The sequence below is a fragment of the Streptomyces sp. NPDC058579 genome (genome assembly GCF_042718575.1).
GTDB lineage: Bacteria > Actinomycetota > Actinomycetes > Streptomycetales > Streptomycetaceae > Streptomyces.
On sequence record NZ_JBHXPI010000002.1, the window covers coordinates 275,830 to 294,793 of the forward strand.

The window sequence follows — 18,964 nt, forward strand, 5'->3', positions numbered from 1 at the left end:
TGCCCCGCCCCCTGGTGAAGATCGACCGGCCCGCTACCGTTTCCCCCATGCCCGCACTCGTTCCCGGTCACAGCGCACCGGTCCTCGCCCTCGCCCCGGACGGACGCCGGTGACCCCGGTCCCGATACGGTACGGCGCCCGTCCCTGCTCCCTGGTCGTCTGCCGCGGCTGCTGCTGCGGTGACGCGGGCAAGAACCCGGGCGTCGACCACGCGGGTCAGCTCGCCCGGCTCCGACGCGCGGCCGAGGAGTCCGGGGGCCGGCTGTCCGTCCGTACCAGCGACTGTCTCGGACCCTGCGCGCAGGCCAACATCGTCGTCGTCCAGCCCTCCACCGAGGGCCGCCGCCGGGGCGGGCGCGCCGCCTGGATCGCGTTCGTCACCGACGAGGACTGCCTCGACGACATCCTGACCTGGACCGCCGCCGGCGGCCCCGGCCTCGCCGAACCCTCGGCCACCCTCGCACTCCAGCTGATCGACCCACCGGCCGTGGCACCCGCCACGCCCGCCCGCCGCCGACGCTGACGTACGTCCTAGCGGGGCTCGGCGCGCAGCACCAGCGCCAACAGGCCCGGGAAGCGGGCCTCGAACTCCGCCCGGCGGAGCCGGTTGACCCGCCGGGGGCCCTCGTCGCGCTGCTCGACCAGGCCCGCCCCGCGCAGGACGGAGAAGTGGTGGCTGAGCGCCGCCTTCCCGACGGGCACGTCGAAGCTGCCGCAGCTCCGTGACCACTCGGCGGAGCTCTCGAGGACGCCGCCGAGGCGCACCGGCTGATGGGCGCGCGGGCGAGCACGGGAAAGCTGCTGCTGGCGGTCGCGGGGGGCTGATCGGCCCGGCGCCAGTCGCGGGGCCTGATCGGCCCGGCGGGAGTCGCGGGGAGCTGACAGCCGCAGTACGAGAGGTACGAGAGGTACGAGAGGTGCGGGGCCGGCCGGCGCAGGGGGCGCTCCCCGCCGGCCGGTGGCCCGACCCGTGTGGCGGGCGGCGGCCGGTCAGCCGTGCGCGGCCGCGGCCCCGAGGGCGATCCGGTGCTCGCCCGCGTACACGTTCATGTCCTGCCCGCGCAGGAAGCCGACCAGCGTGAGGCCCGTCTCCGCGGCCAGGTCCACGGCGAGCGAGGACGGCGCCGAGACCGCCGCGAGCACAGGGATGCCGGCCATCACCGCCTTCTGCGCCAGCTCGAACGAGGCCCGTCCGGAGACCAGCAGGACCGCACGGGACAGCGGAAGCCGCCCGTCGCTCAGCGCCCGGCCGACCAGCTTGTCCACCGCGTTGTGCCGGCCCACGTCCTCCCGTACGTCGAGCAGCTCGCCGTCCTCGGAGAACAGCGCCGCCGCGTGCAGCCCCCCGGTCCGGTCGAAGACCCGCTGCGCGGCCCTCAGCCGGTCGGGGAGGCGGGCCAGGAGTTCGGGCGTCAGCCGGACCGGGGGAGCGTCGGCGATCGGGAAACGGGCCGTGGTGCGGACCGCGTCCAGGCTGGCCTTGCCGCACAGCCCGCACGACGACGTCGTGTACACGTTCCGCTCAAGAGTGATGTCCGGGACGGGGACGCCGGGCGCCAGCTGGACGTCCACCACGTTGTACGTGTTCGTCCCGTCGTCCTTGGCGCCCGCGCAGTACACGATGTTCCGCACGTCCGACGCGGCGCCGAGCACGCCCTCGCTGACCAGGAACCCGGCCGCGAGCGCGAAGTCGTCGCCGGGCGTGCGCATCGTGATCGCGAGCGGCTTGCCGTTCAGCCGGATCTCCAGCGGCTCCTCGGCCACCAGCGTGTCCGGGCGCTCGTTGACGGCCGCGCCCCGGATCCGGATGACGCGCCGTCGTTCGGTGACCCGTCCCATGTGGTTACACCCGATTCTGTACGTGCTGGAAGCCGAAACGGCCTTTGATACAGAGGTTGCCATGGGTCACCGGGTTGTCGTGCGGTGAGGTGACCTTGACGATCTCGTTGTCCTGAACATGCAGGGTGAGGTTGCAGCCCACCCCGCAGTACGCGCAGACCGTCGTCGTCTCCGTCTGCGCCGCCTCGTCCCAGGTGCCGTCCGCGCGCATGTCGAACTCCCGCTTGAAGCTCAGCGCGCCCGTCGGACAGACCTCGACGCAGTTGCCGCAGTACACGCACGCGGACTCGGTGAGCGGCCCGTCGTGCTCCACGGCGATCCGGGCGTCGAAGCCGCGGCCGGTGACCGAGATCGCGAACGAGTTCTGCCACTGGTCCCCGCAGGCGTCGACGCACTTGTAGCAGAGGACGCATTTGTCGTACTCGCGGACGTACAGGTCGTTGTCGACGCGCGGTTCTTCGCCCAGGCGGCGCGCCTCCGGGCCGAAGCGGTCGGGCTCCGCCCCGTACTCCTTGATCCACTCGGCGGCGCCCGGGGTGGTCGAGAGGTCCACCGAGGAGGCGAGCAGCTCCAGGACGACCTTGCGGCTGTGCCGGGTGCGCGGTGTGTCGGTACGGACGACCATCCCGGGCTCGGCGCGGCGCGAGCAGGCCGGGGCGAGGGTCCTCGCCCCTTCGACCTCGACCACGCACAGCCGGCAGGCGTTCTTCGGGGTGAGCGTGTCGCCGTGGCAGAGCGTCGGCACGTCCGTACCGGCGGCGCGGCAGGCGTCGAGGATCGTGGCGCCCTCGGGGACGCGGACGGGGGCGCCGTCGAGGGTGAACTCCAGGAGGCGGCGGGGCGGGGCGAGCGGAACGGTGGTCATCGGTAGACCCCCAGTCGGTCGATGGCGGATTCGACGGCGTTCCACGCGGTCTGGCCGAGACCGCAGATCGAGGCGTCGCGCAGGGTCTGCCCGACCTCGCGGAGGAGGGCGATGTCGGCGGCCGCGGCGGCGCCCGTCCGTTCCTTGATCCGGTGCAGCGCCTCCTCCTGGCGGACCGTGCCGACCCGGCAGGGCACGCACTGGCCGCAGGACTCGTCCCGGAAGAACTCGGCGATGCGCAGCAGGACGCGTGGCAGGTCCACGGTCTCGTCGAGGACGAGGACGACCCCCGAGCCGAGGGTGGTGCCCGCGGCGCGGGTGCCCTCGAAGGTGAGCGGGATGTCCAGTTCGTCGGGGCGGACGAAGCCGCCCGCCGCGCCGCCGAGGAGGACCGCGCGCAGGGCCTCGGGCGGCCCGGCCAGGTCGAGGAGTTCGCGGAGGGTGGCGCCGAACGGGAGCTCGTACACGCCCGGTCGGGTGACGTTGCCCGAGACGCAGAAGAGCTTGGTCTCGGAGGTCCGGAAGGCCTCGGCGCCCCGGGTCAGGATCGGCAGCACGTTCACGAGCGTCTCGACGTTGTTGGCGGCGGTGGGCTTGCCGAAGAGCCCCTTCTCGACCGGGAACGGCGGCTTGGAGCGGGGCTCGCCGCGGTAGCCCTCGATGGAGTTGAAGAGGGCGGTCTCCTCGCCGCAGATGTACGCGCCCGCGCCGCGCCGGATCTCGATGTCGAAGGCGAAACCGCTGCCGAGGACGTCGTCGCCGAGCAGCCCGCGGGCACGGGCCTCCGTGACGGCGTGGGCGAGCCTCTCGTACGCGCGGGGGTACTCACCCCGGATGTAGAGGTACCCCCGGTGCGCGCCGACCGCGTACCCGGCGACGGTCATCGCCTCCACGAGCGCGTACGGGTCGCCCTCCATGACGACCCGGTCCTTGAAGGTGCCCGGCTCCGACTCGTCGGCGTTGCACACGACGTAGTGGGGGCCGTCGGCCTGTGACGCGGTCGCCTGCCACTTCCGCCCCGTCGGAAACGCGGCCCCACCCCGCCCGACGAGCCCGGACTCCGTGACCTCCCGGATCACCCCGGCGGGCCCGAGCGCCAACGCCCGCCGCAACGCGCCGTATCCGCCGTGCGCCCGGTAGTCGTCCACGCTGGAAGGGTCGACGACGCCGACGCGGGCGAGGAGGGGGAGGGCGGTGCCACCGGCCTGAGGTACGGCCACGACAGCGTCTGCCTCGGGCGCGGCGGACTCGGGCTCCCGCGAGACCTCGGCGAGCTCACCGACCGCGGCTGGTGCGACGACGCGGGCCAGGCGTGCGGGCGGGCTGGTCCCCGCCGTGGAGCCCCCGCCGGTGGCGCCCCCGCCCGCCGCGTCCACCCCCGCCCGTACAAGGAGCGCCGCCGGGGCCCGTTCGCACAGGCCCAGGCAGGGGCTCGGGGTGAAGGAGACGCCCTCTGCCTCCAGGCCCGACGTCACGGCCGCCGATCCGCGCGCCACGCACGCCAGGTCCGTGCAGACGTGGAGGACCTGCGCCGGGCGCGGGCGTACCGCGAACATCGCGTAGAACGTGGCCACCCCGTACGCCTCCGCCGGCGGCACAGTCAGACGGCGGCACAGATAGGCCAGGCCCCCCTCGCTGATCCACCCCACCCGGTCGTTGAGCGCGTGCAGCCCCGGCAGCAGCAGGTCCCGGCGTTCCCGGGCCTCGCGCCCGCCCCGCGCCCAGCGCAGGTCCGCCGCCGAGCGGTCGTCCGCCCCCTCCCACGCCGACTCCGGCGGGCCGAGGAGCGCGTCCACGGCCTCCCGTTCCTCGTCCGACGGCTTGCCGTCACCGAAGCGCAGATCCATCGGAGCCCACCCTCTCGATCGTCTCGATCCGTATCGCCGACGCCTTGAACTCCGCCGTCCCCGCGATCGGACAGTTCGCCTCGATCGTCAGCTGGTTGGTGTCCACCTCGTCCGGAAAGTGCATCGTCATGAACGCGAGCCCCGGCCGCAGCGCGGGATCCACCCACACCGGCGCCACCACAGACCCCCGCCGCGAGGTCACCCGGACCTCCTGGCCCACCGCGACCCCGTACCGCTCCGCGTCCTCCGGGCAGAGCTCCACGTACTCCCCGCGCCGCAGCGGCGAGGCGAAACTCCCGCTCTGCACCCCGGTGTTGTACGAGTCGAGCCGTCGCCCGGTCGTCAGCCGGATCGGATAGCGCTCGTCCGTCAGGTCCACCGGCGGGTCGTGCCGGACCAGCCCGAACGGGGCGTGCATGCCTCGCCGTTCGGGGTCCGACTCCCACAACCTGCCGTGCAGGAAGGACGGTTCGAGCCGCTCCAGGTCGGGGCACGGCCACTGGATGCCCTGGTGCTCCTCAAGACGGTCGTACGTCATGCCCCAGTGGTCGGGGGATACGGCCCGCAGCTCGTTCCAGACGGACTCGGCGTCCGCGTACGCCCAGCCCTCGTGGCCGAGCCGCCGCGCCAGCTCGCAGATGATGTCGATGTCCTCGCGGGCCTCGCCCGGCGGCCGCACCGCCTTCCGTACCCGCTGCACCCGCCGCTCGCTGTTGGTCGTCGTGCCGTCCGTCTCGCACCAGGCCGCCGTCGCCGGCAGGACCACGTCCGCGAACTCGGCTGTCCTTGTCAGGAAGATGTCCTGCACCACCAGGCAGTCCAGCTTCGCGAGCCGCGCCATCGCCTGCGCGCTGTCCGCCTCAGACTGCGCCGGGTTCTCGCCGACGCAGTACACGGCCCGCAGCTCGCCGCTCTCCATCGCCTCGAACATCTCGGTCAGCGTCCGCCCGTAGCGCGGCTGGATCTCCGTGCCCCAGAAGGACTCGAACTTCGCCCGCACCCCCGCGTCCAGGATGTCCTGGAAGCCGGGCAGCCGGTTCGGGATGGCGCCCATGTCGCCGCCGCCCTGCACGTTGTTCTGGCCGCGCAGCGGCTGCACCCCGGAGCCGTACCGCCCCACGTGCCCGGTCAGCAGAGCCAGGTTGATCAACGCCCGGACGTTGTCGGTGCCGTTGTGGTGCTCGGTGATGCCGAGCGTCCAGCACAGCTGGGCCCGCTCGGCCCGGGCGAAGGCGTGCGCCAACTCCCGTATCGCGGCGGCCGGTACGCCCGTCACCTTCGAGGCCGCCGTCAGCGTCCATGGTTCGACGAGCTCGCGGTACTCCTCGAAGCCGCTCGTCGCCCGCTCCACGAACGCCCGGTTGTACAGGCCCGCGTGGATGATCTCGCGGCCGACGGCGTGGGCGAGCGGGATGTCGGTGCCGACGTCGAGGCCGAGCCAGCCCTCGGCCCACTCCGCGGTCGAGGTGCGGCGCGGATCGACCGCGTACATCCGCGCCCCGTTCCGGATCCCCTTCAGTACGTGCTGGAAGAAGATCGGGTGCGCGAAGCGGGCGTTGGAGCCCCACATCACGATCACGTCGGTGTGCTCGATCTCCTCGTACGAGGACGTGCCGCCGCCCGAGCCGAAGACCGCCGAGAGCCCGGCGACGCTCGGTGCGTGACAGGTCCGGTTGCAGGAGTCGACGTCGTTCGTGCCCATCACCACGCGGGCGAACTTCTGCGCCACGTAGTTCATCTCGTTGGTCGCCCGCGCGCAGGAGAACATCCCGAACGCGCCCCGCGCCGCCCGGAATCCGGCCGCCGCGCGCTCCAGGGCCTCGTCCCAGCTCGCCTGCCGCAGCGGCCCGCCCTTCTCGTCCCGTACGAGCGGGTGGGTGAGCCGGGTGTACGTCTTGGGCTTCCTCGTGTTCTTCATGCCATGCTCCTGGGCTGGCTGGTCGGGTTCGCGAGCAGGTCCGACAGGGCGTGGACGGTACGGAGCGTGGGCACCGGTACGTCGGTGACGGCCGCGAGCTCCACCACGGCCGCGAGGAGCACGTCCAGCTCCAGGGGCTTGCCCGCCTCCAGGTCCTGGAGGGTGGAGGTGCGGTGGTCGCCGACCCGCTCCGCGCCCGCGAGCCGGCGTTCGACGGAGATGTCGGGGCGGCAGCCGAGCGCCGCGGCGACGGCGAGCGTCTCGTGCATCATCCGCTCGATCACCTGCCGCGTACCGCTGTGCACGCACATCTGACGCATCGTCGCCCGGGCGAGCGCGCTGATGGGGTTGAAGGAGATGTTGCCGAGCAGCTTGATCCAGATGTCGTGCCGCAACTCCGCCTCGACCGGGCACTTCAGGCCCCCGGCGCGCATCGCCTCCGCGAACGTCCGGCAGCGTTCGGACGCCGAACGGTCGGGCTCCCCGATGGAGAACCGGGTGCCCTCCAGGTGGCGGACGACACCGGGGCCGCTCAGTTCGGTCGCCGCGTAGACGACGCAGCCGATGGCGCGTTCGGGGGCGAGGACGGCCGATACGGCGCCGCCCGGGTCGACGCTCTCGACGCGATGGCCGTCGTGCGGGCCGCCGTGCCGGTGGAAGTACCACCACGGGATGCCGTTCTGGGCGGCGACGACGGCAGTCGTGTCGTGCAGGAGCGGCGCGACGAGCGGCCCGCACGCCGCGTACGCGTGGGCCTTGAGGCCCAGGAAGACGTAGTCGACGGGGCCGACGTCGGCCGGGTCGTCGGTGGCGTGCACCCGGGCGGTGAAGTCGCCGCGCGGGCTCTCGACCCGCACGCCGTGCTGCCTCATGGCCGCGAGGTGCGGGCCGCGGGCGATCAGATGGACGTCGGCGCCCGCGCGGTCGAGCGCGGCTCCGACATAGGCGCCGATCGCACCGGCGCCGAGTACTGCGACCTTCACGTGCGGATCTCCGTTCGGTCGAGGGAACCGTTCGAGGGAACCGGAAGAGGTAGTGTCGACGAAATATTGTCTACAGTATGGATAAGGGGTCGACAAGGGGCGGCGCAGCACGTCCGTTGTCACGGTCTCCCAACACCTACGGGCGAATCTTGGTGGTTTACGTGCCTGGTTACCGATCAGTCGCTGGTCAGGATGGGAGGTCCTGCTTCCACTTGAACCCAAGGGGGTCCCGAGCATGACGGGCACTCGTATCGCCGCGCTCGGGCACTACCAGCCCGCCAAGGTGCTCACCAACGAAGACCTGGCCAAGCTGGTCGACACCAGCGACGAGTGGATCAGCAGCCGGGTCGGCATCAGGACCCGGCACATGGCCGGACCCGACGAGCCGGTCGACGAGCTCGCCGCGCACGCCGCCGGCAAGGCGCTCGCCACCGCAGGCCTCGGCGCCGCCGACATCGACCTGGTCCTCGTCGCGACCTCCACGGCCATCGACCGCTCGCCCAACACGGCGGCCCGCGTCGCCGCCCGGCTCGGCATGGGCTCGCCCGCCACCATGGACCTCAACGTGGTCTGCGCGGGCTTCACGCACGCCCTCGCGACCGCCGACCACGCGATCCGCGCGGGCGGCGCCCGCCGCGCCCTGGTCATCGGCGCCGACAAGATGACCGAGGTCACCGACTGGACCGACCGTACGACCTGCGTCCTCGTCGGCGACGGCGCGGGCGCGGCGATCGTGGAGGCCGTGGCGGACGACGCCGAGCCCGGCATCGGCCCGGTGCTGTGGGGTTCCGTCCCGGAGATGGGCCACGCCGTCCGCATCGAGGGCACCCCGCCGCGCTTCGCGCAGGAGGGCCAGTCCGTCTACCGCTGGGCCACCCAGCAGCTGCCCGCGCTCGCCCGCCAGGCGTGCGAGCGCTCCGGGCTCACCCCGGAGGACCTGGCCGGGGTCGTGCTGCACCAGGCCAACCTGCGGATCATCGAGCCGCTCGCCGCGAAGATCGGCGCGGTCAACGCGGTGGTGGCCCGGGACGTGATCGAGTCCGGCAACACCTCGGCCGCCTCGATCCCGCTGGCCCTCGCCAAGCTCGTCGAGCGCGGGGAGCTCCCGTCCGGCGCGCCGACCCTGCTCTTCGGCTTCGGCGGCAACCTCTCGTACGCGGGACAGGTCGTCCGGGTCCCGTAACTCCGCGCCGACGGAGCGGGTTTCGGCCGTCGGGCCGTTTCGGTCGAGATCGCTGAGGGCCGCATGCCTGGACTTGTGCGTCGGTAGACTGTAGACGATAGCCAATCCATGGTGATCGGTGTTCGACGATCGGTGACTGCCGACGCTTGATCGCCTACGGCGTACGAGGGGGCCGCGATGTTGTCCGCAGGACTGCCGCAAGGGGCCGTGCCCCGGCTGGAGCGGCCGGGGCCGCTGCGCGACCGGGTCTACGAAGCGCTGCTCGAACTGATCACGACCCGTGCCCTGCGTCCCGGTCAGCACCTGGTCGAGAGCGAACTCGCAGGTCACCTCGGCGTCTCCCGTCAGCCGGTGCGCGAGGCGCTCCAGCGGCTGAACACCGAGGGCTGGGTCGACCTGCGGCCCGCGCAGGGCGCCTTCGTCCACGAGCCGACCGACGAGGAGGCCGACCAGCTGCTCTCCGTCCGTACGCTCCTGGAGGCGGAGGCCGCCCGGCTCGCCGCCGCGAACTCCGGCTCGGCCGGGATCGCCGCCCTCGAGGAGCTCTGCGCGCGGGGCGAGCAGGCCGTCGCGGACGACGACGTCGACCTGGCCGTGGCGACGAACGCGGCCTTCCACGCCAAGGTCATGGAGCTGGCGGGCAACGTCGTGCTCGCCGAGCTGGCCGGCCAGGTCGACCGCCGCGTCCGCTGGTACTACACGCCGGTCGCCCGGCAGCGCGGCGAGCAGTCCTGGAAGGAGCACCGGCAGCTGATCGCCGCGATCGCGGCCCGCGACGAGACCCGCGCGACGACCGTCATGCGCGCCCACACGGAACACACCCGGGCTACCTACCGGGAACACAGCCAGGGCTGACGGGCATGGCCCAGCCGCCCGTTCGCCGGTTCCTCCGTTCGGCTGGGCCCGGTGGCGGGGGCCCCGGGGCCGTCCTAGCTTCGGACGGGTCGAGGGTCATCTCGTAGCCGTATGCGGAACCGTCCGCCGCGCGCCCTCGCGTGACCGGGAGGATCGACCGCCATGCGCGCGATACGAGGGGCCGCCACCGCCCTGCTCGCCACCGCCGCCCTCGGCCTGGGCGCGCCGACGGCCGGGGCCGTGGACGACGTCCCGGCGGCCGACGTCCCGGTGAGCGAGGTACCGGTGAACGACGTCCCGGCGCCCGACGTCCCGGTGAGCGACATCCCGGGGAGCGTCGGTACGGGCAGTGCTGCCGCCACCGGCGAGGGCACCGGCCAGGGCATCACCTCCTTCGGCTTCTCCGTGTCACCCTCGACGGTCGCCCCCGGCGGCAAGGTCACGCTGAAGGCCGACGGCTGCGAGACCCCGTCCGTGACCGTCACCTCAGGGGTCTTCGCCACCGTCACGCTCGACGAGGGCCGCTCGGGCACCGCCACCGTCGACGCCGACGCCAAGGTCGCCGCCGAGTACCAGGTGACCTTCGACTGCAAGGGCGAGAAGGGCACCACGAAGCTGATCATCGCCGGCCAATCGACGGGCGGTCACGAGACGGGCGGGCAGTCGACAGGCGGCGGGGACGGCGCCTCCACAGGGACCTCGACAGGGATCTCCACCGGCATCGCCACCGACACCGGCGCGCACAAGGGCGTCAAGGCCGGCTTCGGCGGCGGCGCCGACGCCATGGGCGCCACCGAGGTCGTCCTGGGCACGGCGCTGATCGCGGGCGCGTTCGGCGCGGGCGGCGTCCTGGTGGCGCGCCGCCACCGCCGCGCCACCGACCGCGCCTGAATCAGCTCCTCCGCCCTGGGATGACGAGGTCCGGGGCGGAGGAGCGCCATCGCGTACAGCGGGAACCGGGAGCGCACATCGTGCAGGGGTCGAACGGACCGTCCAGGCGCGGCGCGTGGGGCGTCGTCATCGTCGTCCTGCTCGTCGGCGTCCATCTCGTCCGGGGCGGTACGGAGGGGTGGGGGACCGGAGGCCCTCCGCAGCCGCCGGCCGCCGCGGCCGCAGGCCATGCCGCCGCCCTCGCGCCCGTACGCATCCCCGATCCGCTGCCCGCCTCCCGGCCCGCCCGGGTCCGCGTACCCGCCGTCCACATCGACGCGCCCTTCGCCGCCGTCGGTCTCGACGCCGGGGGGTGGATCGACACCCCGCCCGCGGACGAGACGAACCTGGCCGGCTGGTTCACCGGCGCCGTCACCCCCGGGGAGAAGGGCACGGCGGTCGTCGTCGGTCATGTCGACACCCCGGTCGGGCGGGCCGTCTTCTACGACCTCGGGGCGCTCGCCAAGGGCCAGCGCGTCGAGATCCTCCGGCAGGACGGCAGGACCGCCGTCTTCTCCGTGTACGGCATCGAGGTCGTCCCCAAGGAGCGTTTCCCCGCCGAGCGGATCTACCGGGCGTCCCCGTACCCCGAGCTACGCGTCATCACCTGCGGCGGAGGCTTCTCGCGGCAGCGGGGGTACGACGGCAACGTCGTCGTCTCCGCCCGTCTTGTCGAGGTGCGCTGACCTCGATCGGCCGACGGCCCCGCCCGGCGGCTCTTTGTCCTTCTCCGGGAAAAAGTCTGCACGGATCACTGCGCGACTTCTTCCCACCCCCGGACACCACTGCTACGTTCCCCTCGAAAGCCCGGCGGAGAGCCGACTTCCGTCGGGCGCCGAAGGGCTTCGCCGACTCGCTAGGGGAGGGGCGCGTGAGACGCATGACCGCACGACCCGCCAACGCGCACCAGGCGCGACTGCTGCGCCTGTTGCGTGACGGAGGCCCCAACTCCCGCGCGCAGCTCGGTGATCAGATCGATCTGTCCCGTTCCAGGCTCGCCGTCGAGGTGGACCGGCTCCTCGACACCGGCCTCGTCGTCGCGGACGGCCTCGCCGCCTCGCGCGGCGGCCGCCGTTCGCACAACATCCGGCTCGCCCCCGAACTCCGCTTCCTCGGCGTCGACATCGGCGCCACGTCCGTCGACGTGGCCGTCACCAACGCCGAGTTGGAGGTGCTCGGGCATCTCAACCACCCCATGGACGTCCGCGAGGGCCCGGTCGCCGTCTTCGAGCAAGCCCTCGCCATGGCCGCGAAGTTGCGCGCCTCAGGGCTCGCCGAAGGCTTCGACGGCGCCGGAGTCGGCGTCCCGGGACCGGTCCGCTTCCCCGAGGGCATCCCGGTCGCGCCGCCGATCATGCCCGGCTGGGACGGCTTCCCCGTACGGGAGGCCCTCAGCCAGGAACTCGGCTGCCCGGTCATGGTCGACAACGACGTGAACCTCATGGCCATGGGCGAGCAGCACGCGGGCGTCGCCCGCTCGGTCGGCGACTTCCTCTGCGTCAAGATCGGTACGGGCATCGGCTGCGGCATCGTCGTGGGCGGGACCGTGTACCGCGGTACGACGGGCAGCGCCGGCGACATCGGGCACATCCAGGTGGAACCCGACGGCCGCGCCTGCGCGTGCGGCAACAAGGGCTGCCTGGAAGCCCACTTCAGCGGCGCCGCCCTGGCACGCGACGCCGAGGACGCGGCGCGCGCGGGCCGCTCGGAGGTGCTCGCAGGACGCCTGGCGGCGGCCGGCACGCTCACGGCGGTCGACGTCGCCGCAGCGGCCGCCGCGGGGGACGCCACCTCGCTCGCCCTCATCCGCGAGGGCGGCAACCGGGTCGGGCAGGTCATCGCCGGACTCGTCAGCTTCTTCAATCCCGGTCTGGTGGTGATCGGCGGCGGGGTCACCGGCCTCGGTCACAACCTCCTCGCCAGTGTCCGCACCCAGGTCTACCGCCAGTCCCTCCCGCTGGCCACCGGCAACCTCCCCATCGTTCTCGGCGAGTTGGGCCAGACCGCCGGCGTCATCGGCGCGGCCCGCCTCATCAGCGACCACCTCTTCTCCCCGGCGTAACAACCGCCTCCGGCGCCCCGATCCGCCGTCGGCAGTCCGTGCCTCACCGGCAGCCCTTGCCCCACCGGCGGTCCAAGCCTCCGAACCGGCGGTCCGAGCCGCCGTAGCTAGTCCCTGCCCTACCGGCGGTCGGACCTCCAAACCGGCGGTCCGATCCTCCGCACCTGCGATCCGGCCCCCGCACCGAAACGCACCCGCCCGCACCGCACCGCCCGCACCCGCCCGCATCGTCCGTACCCGCCCGCACCGCACCACCCGCCCCGCCTCCGTCACCACCCGCTCAGGCGCAACCCGCATCCGCCGAGGGGATCCCACCCATGCCTCAAGACACCCAAGCGCCCCCGCCCCTGCTCACCATGTCCGCCATCACCAAGTCCTTCCCCGGCGTCCGCGCCCTCGACGGTGTCGACCTGGAGGTCGCGTCCGGCGAGGTGCACTGCCTCCTCGGCCAGAACGGTGCCGGGAAGTCCACCCTCATCAAGGTCCTCGCCGGCGCCCACCAGCCGGACGGCGGCCGGATCACCTGGCGCGGCGAACCCGTCCAGCTGCGCTCCCCGATCGCCGCCATGCGCCTCGGCATCGCCACCATCTACCAGGAACTCGACCTGGTCGAAGGTCTCTCCGTCGCCGAGAACGTCCACCTCGGCCACGAACCCACCAGCGCCGGATTCATCGTCAGGGGCCGCGCCGCCCGTACCGCCACGGCCGCGCTCCTGAAGCGGCTCGGTCACCCCGAGATCGAACCGGCCCGCCGCGTCGGCGAACTCTCCGCCGCCCAGCAGCAGATCGTGTCGATGGCCCGCGCCCTCTCCCACGACGTCCGGCTCATCGTCATGGACGAGCCGTCCGCCGCCCTCGACCCCGACGAGGTCGACAACCTCTTCCGTATCGTCGCCGACCTCACCGCCGCCGGAGTCGCCGTGGTCTACATCTCCCACCGCCTGGAGGAGATCCGCCGCATAGGCGACCGCGTCACCGTCCTCAAGGACGGCCGCGCCGTCGCCGGCGGACTGCCCGCGGCCTCCACCCCGACGCGTGACATCGTTGCCTTGATGACCGGCCGGAACGTCGAGTATGTCTTCCCGCCGCGCCCCGCCGAACCCCCGGCCGCCGCACCCGTACTCCAGGTCCAAGGGCTCGCCAGGGAAGGCGAGTTCGAGCCCGTGGACCTCGAACTGCGGCCCGGGGAGATCGTCGGCCTCGCCGGGCTCGTCGGCTCCGGCCGCTCCGAGATCCTGGAGACGATCTACGGCGCCCGGAAGGCCGGCGCGGGCCGGGTCCTCGTCGACGGGCGCGCCCTGCGCCCCGGCAGCGTCCGCGCCGCCGTCCGCGCCGGGCTCGGTCTCGCCCCCGAGGAACGCAAGGCCCAGGGCCTGCTGATGCTGGAGTCCGTCACCCGCAACGTCTCGGTCTCCACGCTCGCCCGCTTCGCGCGCGCCGGCTGGATCGACCGTAACGGCGAACGCGAAGCCGCCCGGGCCGCCACCCGGGAGCTGTCGCTGCGCCCCGAGAACCCCGACGTCCCGGTCCGTACCCTCTCCGGCGGCAACCAGCAGAAGGCCGTCCTGGCCCGCTGGCTGCTGCGCGGCTGCCGCGTCCTGCTCCTGGACGAGCCGACCCGCGGCGTCGACGTCGGCGCCCGCGCCGAGCTGTACGCCGTCATCCGCCGCCTCGCCGACGAAGGCCTCGCCGTCCTCCTGGTGTCGAGCGAGGTGCCCGAGGTCCTGGGTCTCGCCGACCGCGTCCTGGTGCTCAGGGAGGGCCGGGTCGTGCACACGGCGCCCGCCCGGGAGCTCGACGAACACCGCGTACTCGACCTCGTGTTGGAAGGGAGCCCCCGCTCATGACGCTGTCCACCGCCAAGACCACCGAGGCGTCCGCGCAGGACGGCGGCCGGCGCCCGCTCGGTCTGCGGGCCGACGTCCGCAACCTCTCCCTGCTCGGCGTGCTCGCCGTGCTGATCGCGGTCGGCGGACTCACCCGCCCCGACGAGTTCCTCGCCGTCTCCAACCTCCAACTCGTGCTCACCCAGGCCTCCGTGATCGGTGTCGTCACCGTCGGCATGACCTTCGTCATCACCAGCGGCGGCATCGACCTCTCGGTCGGCGCGATCGTCGCCCTCGCTTCCGTGTGGGCGACGACGCTGGCGACACAGGAGTACGGATTCGCCGGCATCCTCTTCACGGCCGTCGTCGTGGGCGTGGGCTGCGGCCTGGTGAACGGGCTGCTCGTGGCGTACGGCGGGATGGTCCCGTTCATCGCGACCCTCGCCATGCTCGCCTCGGCCCGCGGCCTCGCGCTGCAGATCACCGACGGCCGGACCCAGATCGTCACCGTCGACTCGGTCCTCGACCTCGGCATCCCCGACGCCTACATCCTGGGCATACCGCCGCTGGTCCTGGTCTTCGCCGCCGTCACCGTCCTCGGCTGGCTGGTCCTCAACCGGACCACGTTCGGACGCCGCGCCATCGCTGTCGGCGGCAACGCGGAAGCCGCCCGGCTCGCCGGCATCGACGTCCGCCGCCAGCGCCTCTACCTCTATCTGCTCTCCGGCCTGTGCTGCGGCATCGCGGCCTTCCTGCTGATCATCCTGTCCGGCTCAGGACAGAACACCAACGGCAACCTGTACGAACTCGACGCCATCGCCGCCGCGATCATCGGCGGCACCCTCCTCAGCGGCGGCCGGGGCACCATCGTCGGCTCCGTCCTCGGTGTCCTCGTCTTCACCACGATCACCAACATCTTCGCGCTCAACAACCTGCAGAGCGACGTCCAGCAGATCGCGAAGGGCGCGATCATCGTCGCCGCCGTCCTGGTCCAGCACCGCACCGCCCGCCACGGCGAAGCCACCTGACCCCCCCCACCACCACCCGGCACGTCTCTCCCTCACCCCCGAAGGGAACCACCGCCATGCCAGAAACCAGCCGCAGAGGACTGCTGTTCGGCACCGCAGCCGTCTCCGCCGGAGCCCTCCTCACCGCCTGCACCAGCAACGAGCCCAAGGCCCAGGCCACGGCGGCGAGCAACGTGCCCGCCGCCGACGACAAGCCCGGCACACCCGTCACCATCGGCTTCGCCGGCCCCCAGGCCGACCACGGGTGGCTCAACGCCATCAACCAGAACGCCAAGGACCGGGCGAAGAAGTACTCCGAGGTGACCCTGGAGATCACCGAGGGCTCCAACGACACCGCCGTCCAGATCGGCCAGATCCAGACCCTCATCAACAAGAAGGTCGACGTCCTCGTCATCCTGCCCGCCGACGGCAAGGCGCTCACGCAGGTCGGCCTCCAGGCGATGAAGGCGGGCATCCCCGTCATCAACCTGGACCGGATCTTCGCCTCCCCGCAGGCCTACCGCTGCTGGATCGGCGGCGACAACTACGGCATGGGGCTCAACGCCGGCCGCTACATCGGCGAGCAGCTCAAGGACAAGCCGAACGCCACCGTCATCGAACTCGCCGGCATGGACAGCCTGGAGCTGACCAAGCAGCGCAGCCAGGGCTTCGACGACGCCCTCAAGAACTACCCCAACATCCGCAAGGTGGCCCGCCAGGCGGCCGACTTCACTGTCGAGTCCGGCCAGGCGAAGATGGCCCAACTCCTGCAGGCGCAACCGAAGTTCGACGCGCTGTGGAACCACGACGACGACCAGGGCGTGGGCGCGCTGCGGGCCATCGCCCAGGCCGGCCGCAAGGACTTCCTGATGGTGGGCGGAGCGGGCGCCAAGTCCGCGATGGACGCCATCAAGGCCGACGACAGTGTGCTCAAGGCCACCGTCCTCTACCCGCCGACCATGGCCGCCTCCGCCATCGACCTGGCCCGTGCGCTCGGCCAGAAGAAGGGCGTCGGCGGGCTGTCCGAGCTGGAGATCCCGGCCTCCCTCACCCTCTACTCGGCCGTGGTGACCAAGGAGAACGTCGACGAGTACCTGCCCACCGGCTTCAGCTGACCGGGCCCGGGCCGCCGGCCCGAGCCCGGCACCCCCCACCGTGCAACCGACGAGGAGGAACCCTATGGAACAGCGGGAGAGCGAAGGCGACGAGGCCACGCCGACAGCGACGGCGGCCGAGGTGTCTGCTTCGGCTCCGACGCTCGGCATCGGCATGGTCGGCTACGCGTTCATGGGCGCCGCCCACTCCCAGGCGTGGCGCACCGCGGGGCGCGTCTTCGACCTGCCGCTGCGGCCCGTCCTCGCCGCCGTCGCCGGCCGGGACCGGGCCGCCGTGCGGGCGGCGGCGGACAAGCACGGCTGGGCCGCCGCCGAGACCGACTGGCGCGCCCTCGTCGCCCGCGACGACGTCCAGCTCGTGGACGTCTGCACCCCGGGCGACAGCCACGCGGAGATCGCCGTCGCCGCCCTGGAGGCGGGCAAGCACGTCCTGTGCGAGAAGCCGCTCGCCAACTCCGTCGCCGAGGCCGAGGCCATGGTCGCCGCGGCCGAGGCGGCGGCCGCCCGCGGCCAGGTCGCCATGGTCGGCTTCAACTACCGGCGGGTGCCGGCCCTCGCGTACGCCCGCCGGCTCGTCGCCGACGGCAGGCTCGGCGCGCTGCGGCACGTACGGGTCACGTATCTGCAGGACTGGCTCGTCGACCCCGCCTTCCCGCTGACCTGGCGCCTGGAGCGCGCGCACGCAGGCTCCGGGGCGCTCGGCGACCTCGGTGCGCACGCCGTCGACCTCGCCCAGTACCTCGCGGGGGAGCTCCTGGTCGGGGTCTCGGCGCTCACCGAGACCTTCGTACGGGAACGGCCCCTGCTCGCGGGCGTGTCGGCCGGGCTCTCCGGGGCGGCCACGGGCGGGTCGTACGGGGCGGTGACGGTGGACGACGCCGCGCTGTTCACCGGGCGGCTCGCCTCCGGGGCGCTCGCGTCCTTCGAGGCGACCCGGATGGCCGCGGGCCGCAAGAACGCGCTGCGGCTCGAGCTCAACGGCGAGAAGGGTTCCCTCGCCTTCGACCTGGAGCGGCTCAACGAGCTGTCGTTCCACGACCACACCGAGCCGGCCGCCGCCGCGGGTTTCCGCCGGATCCTGGTGACCGAGCCCGACCACCCGTACCTGGAGGGCTGGTGGCCGCCCGGTCACGCGCTCGGCTACGAGCACACCTTCGTCCACCAGGCCCGCGACCTGGTCCTCGCCGTCGCGTCCGGGTCCGGTCCTGCCCCGTCCTTCGCCGACGGGCTCCAGGTGCAGCGGGTCCTGGCCGCCGTTGAGGAGAGCGCCGAGAAGAACGCCGTCTACACCCCCGTACCGTTCTAGGAGGCCGTTGACCGTGTCCCGTCCCTTCACCCTCTTCACCGGCCAGTGGGCCGACCTGCCGCTGGAGGAGGTCTGCCGGCTCGCCCGTGACTTCGGCTACGACGGTCTCGAACTCGCCTGCTGGGGCGACCACTTCGAGGTCGACAAGGCGCTGACCGACCCTTCGTACGTCGAAGGACGCCACGCCCTTCTGGAGAAGTACGGCCTGAAGTGCTGGGCGATCTCCAACCATCTGGTGGGCCAGGCCGTCTGCGACCATCCCATCGACGAGCGCCACCAGGCGATCGTGCCCGCCCGGATCTGGGGCGACGGTGAGCCGGAGGGCGTACGGCGGCGGGCGGCGCGGGAGTTGGCCGACACCGCCCGGGCCGCTGCCGCGCTCGGCGTCGACACCGTCATCGGCTTCACCGGCTCGTCGATCTGGCACCTGGTCGCGATGTTCCCGCCGGTCCCCGAGCGCATGATCGAGCGCGGCTACGAGGACTTCGCGGAGCGCTGGAACCCGATCCTGGACGTCTTCGACGCCGAGGGCGTGCGCTTCGCGCACGAGGTCCATCCGAGCGAGATCGCGTACGACTACTGGACCACCCAGCGCGCGCTCGACGCGGTGGACCGCCGGCCCGCCTTCGGGCTGAACTTCGACCCGAGCCACTTCGTCTGGCAGGACCTGGACCCGGTCGGCTTCCTCTGGGACTTCCGCGACCGGATCTACCACGTGGACTGCAAGGAGGCTCGCAAGCGGCTCGACGGGCGGAACGGGCGGCTCGGCTCGCACCTGCCGTGGGGCGATCCCCGGCGCGGCTGGGACTTCGTCTCGGCCGGGCACGGTGACGTGCCGTGGGAGGACGTCTTCCGGATGCTCCGCTCGATCGGCTACGCGGGGCCGATCTCGGTGGAGTGGGAGGACGCCGGGATGGACCGGCTCACCGGCGCTCCGGAAGCGCTCGCCCATCTCAAGCGCTTCGACTTCGACCCGCCCTCGGCCTCCTTCGACGCCGCCTTCGGCAGCCGCGACTGAGCGGAGGGACCAGGTGGAGGCCCGGGTGGCGGCGACGTCACCCGGGCGGCTCCGCCGTGCCCTTCCGCGGCTTTGTCCTGTCGCGGTGAAAAGTTCGACAGGGGTGGTGCGCAAGGGCTTTCCGCCCCGGACGAACCCCGCTACGGTCCCTGATGTAGCCCCTGATGTGTACATGACGTAGCTCGATGGTTGCGACCAGCGTGACGGCGC

17 protein-coding genes are annotated in these 18,964 nt (G+C 72.7%); 11 read left to right on the top strand and 6 right to left on the bottom strand.

Annotated elements, in window-relative coordinates:
• Positions 1-109: 109 nt before the first annotated feature.
• Entirely contained in the window at positions 110-523 is a 414-nt protein-coding gene (locus ACFWRO_RS04125) for a (2Fe-2S) ferredoxin domain-containing protein (RefSeq protein WP_384504093.1), read from the top strand.
• Between the two features lie 8 nt (positions 524-531).
• On the opposite strand, the gene ACFWRO_RS04130 is transcribed toward ACFWRO_RS04125, so the two are convergent.
• The 6 genes from ACFWRO_RS04130 to ACFWRO_RS04155 form a co-directional block, all read right to left on the bottom strand.
• Positions 532-885, bottom strand: a complete 354-nt coding sequence (locus ACFWRO_RS04130) for an ArsR/SmtB family transcription factor (protein ID WP_384504493.1) — start codon at positions 883-885, stop codon at positions 532-534.
• A gap of 105 nt (positions 886-990) precedes the next feature.
• Complete coding sequence (gene fdhD, locus ACFWRO_RS04135; protein ID WP_384504095.1) at positions 991-1,839, bottom strand: formate dehydrogenase accessory sulfurtransferase FdhD; 849 nt, start codon at positions 1,837-1,839, stop codon at positions 991-993.
• A gap of 4 nt (positions 1,840-1,843) precedes the next feature.
• Positions 1,844-2,704 (bottom strand): 2Fe-2S iron-sulfur cluster-binding protein, encoded by an 861-nt coding sequence (locus ACFWRO_RS04140; RefSeq protein ID WP_384504097.1) that lies wholly within the window; start codon positions 2,702-2,704, stop codon positions 1,844-1,846.
• Complete coding sequence (locus tag ACFWRO_RS04145; protein ID WP_384504099.1) at positions 2,701-4,551, bottom strand: NADH-ubiquinone oxidoreductase-F iron-sulfur binding region domain-containing protein; 1,851 nt, start codon at positions 4,549-4,551, stop codon at positions 2,701-2,703. Before ACFWRO_RS04145 ends, ACFWRO_RS04140 begins: the two co-directional genes overlap by 4 nt.
• Positions 4,532-6,469 carry a molybdopterin oxidoreductase family protein gene (locus tag ACFWRO_RS04150; protein ID WP_384504101.1) on the bottom strand — a complete coding sequence of 646 codons (1,938 nt, stop codon included), beginning with the start codon at positions 6,467-6,469 and terminating at the stop codon, positions 4,532-4,534. Before ACFWRO_RS04150 ends, ACFWRO_RS04145 begins: the two co-directional genes overlap by 20 nt.
• Positions 6,466-7,452 carry a 2-dehydropantoate 2-reductase gene (locus ACFWRO_RS04155; protein WP_384504103.1) on the bottom strand — a complete coding sequence of 329 codons (987 nt, stop codon included), beginning with the start codon at positions 7,450-7,452 and terminating at the stop codon, positions 6,466-6,468. Before ACFWRO_RS04155 ends, ACFWRO_RS04150 begins: the two co-directional genes overlap by 4 nt.
• 235 nt (positions 7,453-7,687) lie before the next feature.
• Here ACFWRO_RS04155 and ACFWRO_RS04160 point away from each other — a divergent pair, with 235 nt between their 5' ends.
• The 10 genes from ACFWRO_RS04160 (at position 7,688) to ACFWRO_RS04205 (ending at position 18,754) form a co-directional block, all read left to right on the top strand.
• Positions 7,688-8,635 (top strand): beta-ketoacyl-ACP synthase III, encoded by a 948-nt coding sequence (locus ACFWRO_RS04160; RefSeq protein ID WP_384504105.1) that lies wholly within the window; start codon positions 7,688-7,690, stop codon positions 8,633-8,635.
• Between the two features lie 177 nt (positions 8,636-8,812).
• Positions 8,813-9,490: a GntR family transcriptional regulator gene (locus ACFWRO_RS04165; RefSeq protein WP_362002521.1), complete on the top strand. Its 678-nt coding sequence runs from the start codon at positions 8,813-8,815 to the stop codon at positions 9,488-9,490.
• Between the two features lie 162 nt (positions 9,491-9,652).
• Positions 9,653-10,381: a hypothetical protein gene (locus tag ACFWRO_RS04170; RefSeq protein WP_384504107.1), complete on the top strand. Its 729-nt coding sequence runs from the start codon at positions 9,653-9,655 to the stop codon at positions 10,379-10,381.
• An 80-nt stretch (positions 10,382-10,461) separates the two neighbouring features.
• Positions 10,462-11,106 (top strand): class F sortase, encoded by a 645-nt coding sequence (locus ACFWRO_RS04175; RefSeq protein WP_384504108.1) that lies wholly within the window; start codon positions 10,462-10,464, stop codon positions 11,104-11,106.
• 194 nt (positions 11,107-11,300) lie between these two features.
• On the top strand, positions 11,301-12,482 hold the full coding sequence (locus tag ACFWRO_RS04180) for an ROK family protein (RefSeq protein WP_384504110.1): 1,182 nt from the start codon (positions 11,301-11,303) through the stop codon (positions 12,480-12,482).
• A 356-nt stretch (positions 12,483-12,838) separates the two neighbouring features.
• Positions 12,839-14,329, top strand: coding sequence for a sugar ABC transporter ATP-binding protein (locus ACFWRO_RS04185; protein ID WP_384504494.1), 1,491 nt, complete (start codon positions 12,839-12,841; stop codon positions 14,327-14,329).
• On the top strand, positions 14,326-15,336 hold the full coding sequence (locus ACFWRO_RS04190; RefSeq protein ID WP_384504112.1) for an ABC transporter permease: 1,011 nt from the start codon (positions 14,326-14,328) through the stop codon (positions 15,334-15,336). The genes ACFWRO_RS04185 and ACFWRO_RS04190 overlap by 4 nt, the downstream gene beginning before the upstream one ends.
• Before the next feature lie 56 nt (positions 15,337-15,392).
• Positions 15,393-16,430: a substrate-binding domain-containing protein gene (locus tag ACFWRO_RS04195; protein ID WP_384504114.1), complete on the top strand. Its 1,038-nt coding sequence runs from the start codon at positions 15,393-15,395 to the stop codon at positions 16,428-16,430.
• Between the two features lie 64 nt (positions 16,431-16,494).
• Positions 16,495-17,736, top strand: coding sequence for a Gfo/Idh/MocA family protein (locus tag ACFWRO_RS04200; RefSeq protein ID WP_384504116.1), 1,242 nt, complete (start codon positions 16,495-16,497; stop codon positions 17,734-17,736).
• 13 nt (positions 17,737-17,749) lie between these two features.
• Positions 17,750-18,754: a sugar phosphate isomerase/epimerase family protein gene (locus ACFWRO_RS04205; protein WP_384504117.1), complete on the top strand. Its 1,005-nt coding sequence runs from the start codon at positions 17,750-17,752 to the stop codon at positions 18,752-18,754.
• The last annotated feature ends 210 nt before the right edge of the window (positions 18,755-18,964 follow it).

What these genes read in the sequence shown, in the direction of transcription:
- ACFWRO_RS04140 (WP_384504097.1), bottom strand. Translation starts at nt 2,704, where the DNA reads ATGACCACCGTTCCGCTCGCCCCGCCCCGCCGCCTCCTGGAGTTCACC.
- ACFWRO_RS04150 (WP_384504101.1), bottom strand. Translation starts at nt 6,469, where the DNA reads ATGAAGAACACGAGGAAGCCCAAGACGTACACCCGGCTCACCCACCCG.
- ACFWRO_RS04165 (WP_362002521.1), top strand. Translation starts at nt 8,813, where the DNA reads ATGTTGTCCGCAGGACTGCCGCAAGGGGCCGTGCCCCGGCTGGAGCGG.
- ACFWRO_RS04200 (WP_384504116.1), top strand. Translation starts at nt 16,495, where the DNA reads ATGGAACAGCGGGAGAGCGAAGGCGACGAGGCCACGCCGACAGCGACG.
- fdhD (WP_384504095.1), bottom strand. Translation starts at nt 1,839, where the DNA reads ATGGGACGGGTCACCGAACGACGGCGCGTCATCCGGATCCGGGGCGCG.
- ACFWRO_RS04195 (WP_384504114.1), top strand. Translation starts at nt 15,393, where the DNA reads ATGCCAGAAACCAGCCGCAGAGGACTGCTGTTCGGCACCGCAGCCGTC.
- ACFWRO_RS04190 (WP_384504112.1), top strand. Translation starts at nt 14,326, where the DNA reads ATGACGCTGTCCACCGCCAAGACCACCGAGGCGTCCGCGCAGGACGGC.
- ACFWRO_RS04170 (WP_384504107.1), top strand. Translation starts at nt 9,653, where the DNA reads ATGCGCGCGATACGAGGGGCCGCCACCGCCCTGCTCGCCACCGCCGCC.
- ACFWRO_RS04180 (WP_384504110.1), top strand. Translation starts at nt 11,301, where the DNA reads ATGACCGCACGACCCGCCAACGCGCACCAGGCGCGACTGCTGCGCCTG.
- ACFWRO_RS04160 (WP_384504105.1), top strand. Translation starts at nt 7,688, where the DNA reads ATGACGGGCACTCGTATCGCCGCGCTCGGGCACTACCAGCCCGCCAAG.
- ACFWRO_RS04185 (WP_384504494.1), top strand. Translation starts at nt 12,839, where the DNA reads ATGTCCGCCATCACCAAGTCCTTCCCCGGCGTCCGCGCCCTCGACGGT.
- ACFWRO_RS04145 (WP_384504099.1), bottom strand. Translation starts at nt 4,551, where the DNA reads ATGGATCTGCGCTTCGGTGACGGCAAGCCGTCGGACGAGGAACGGGAG.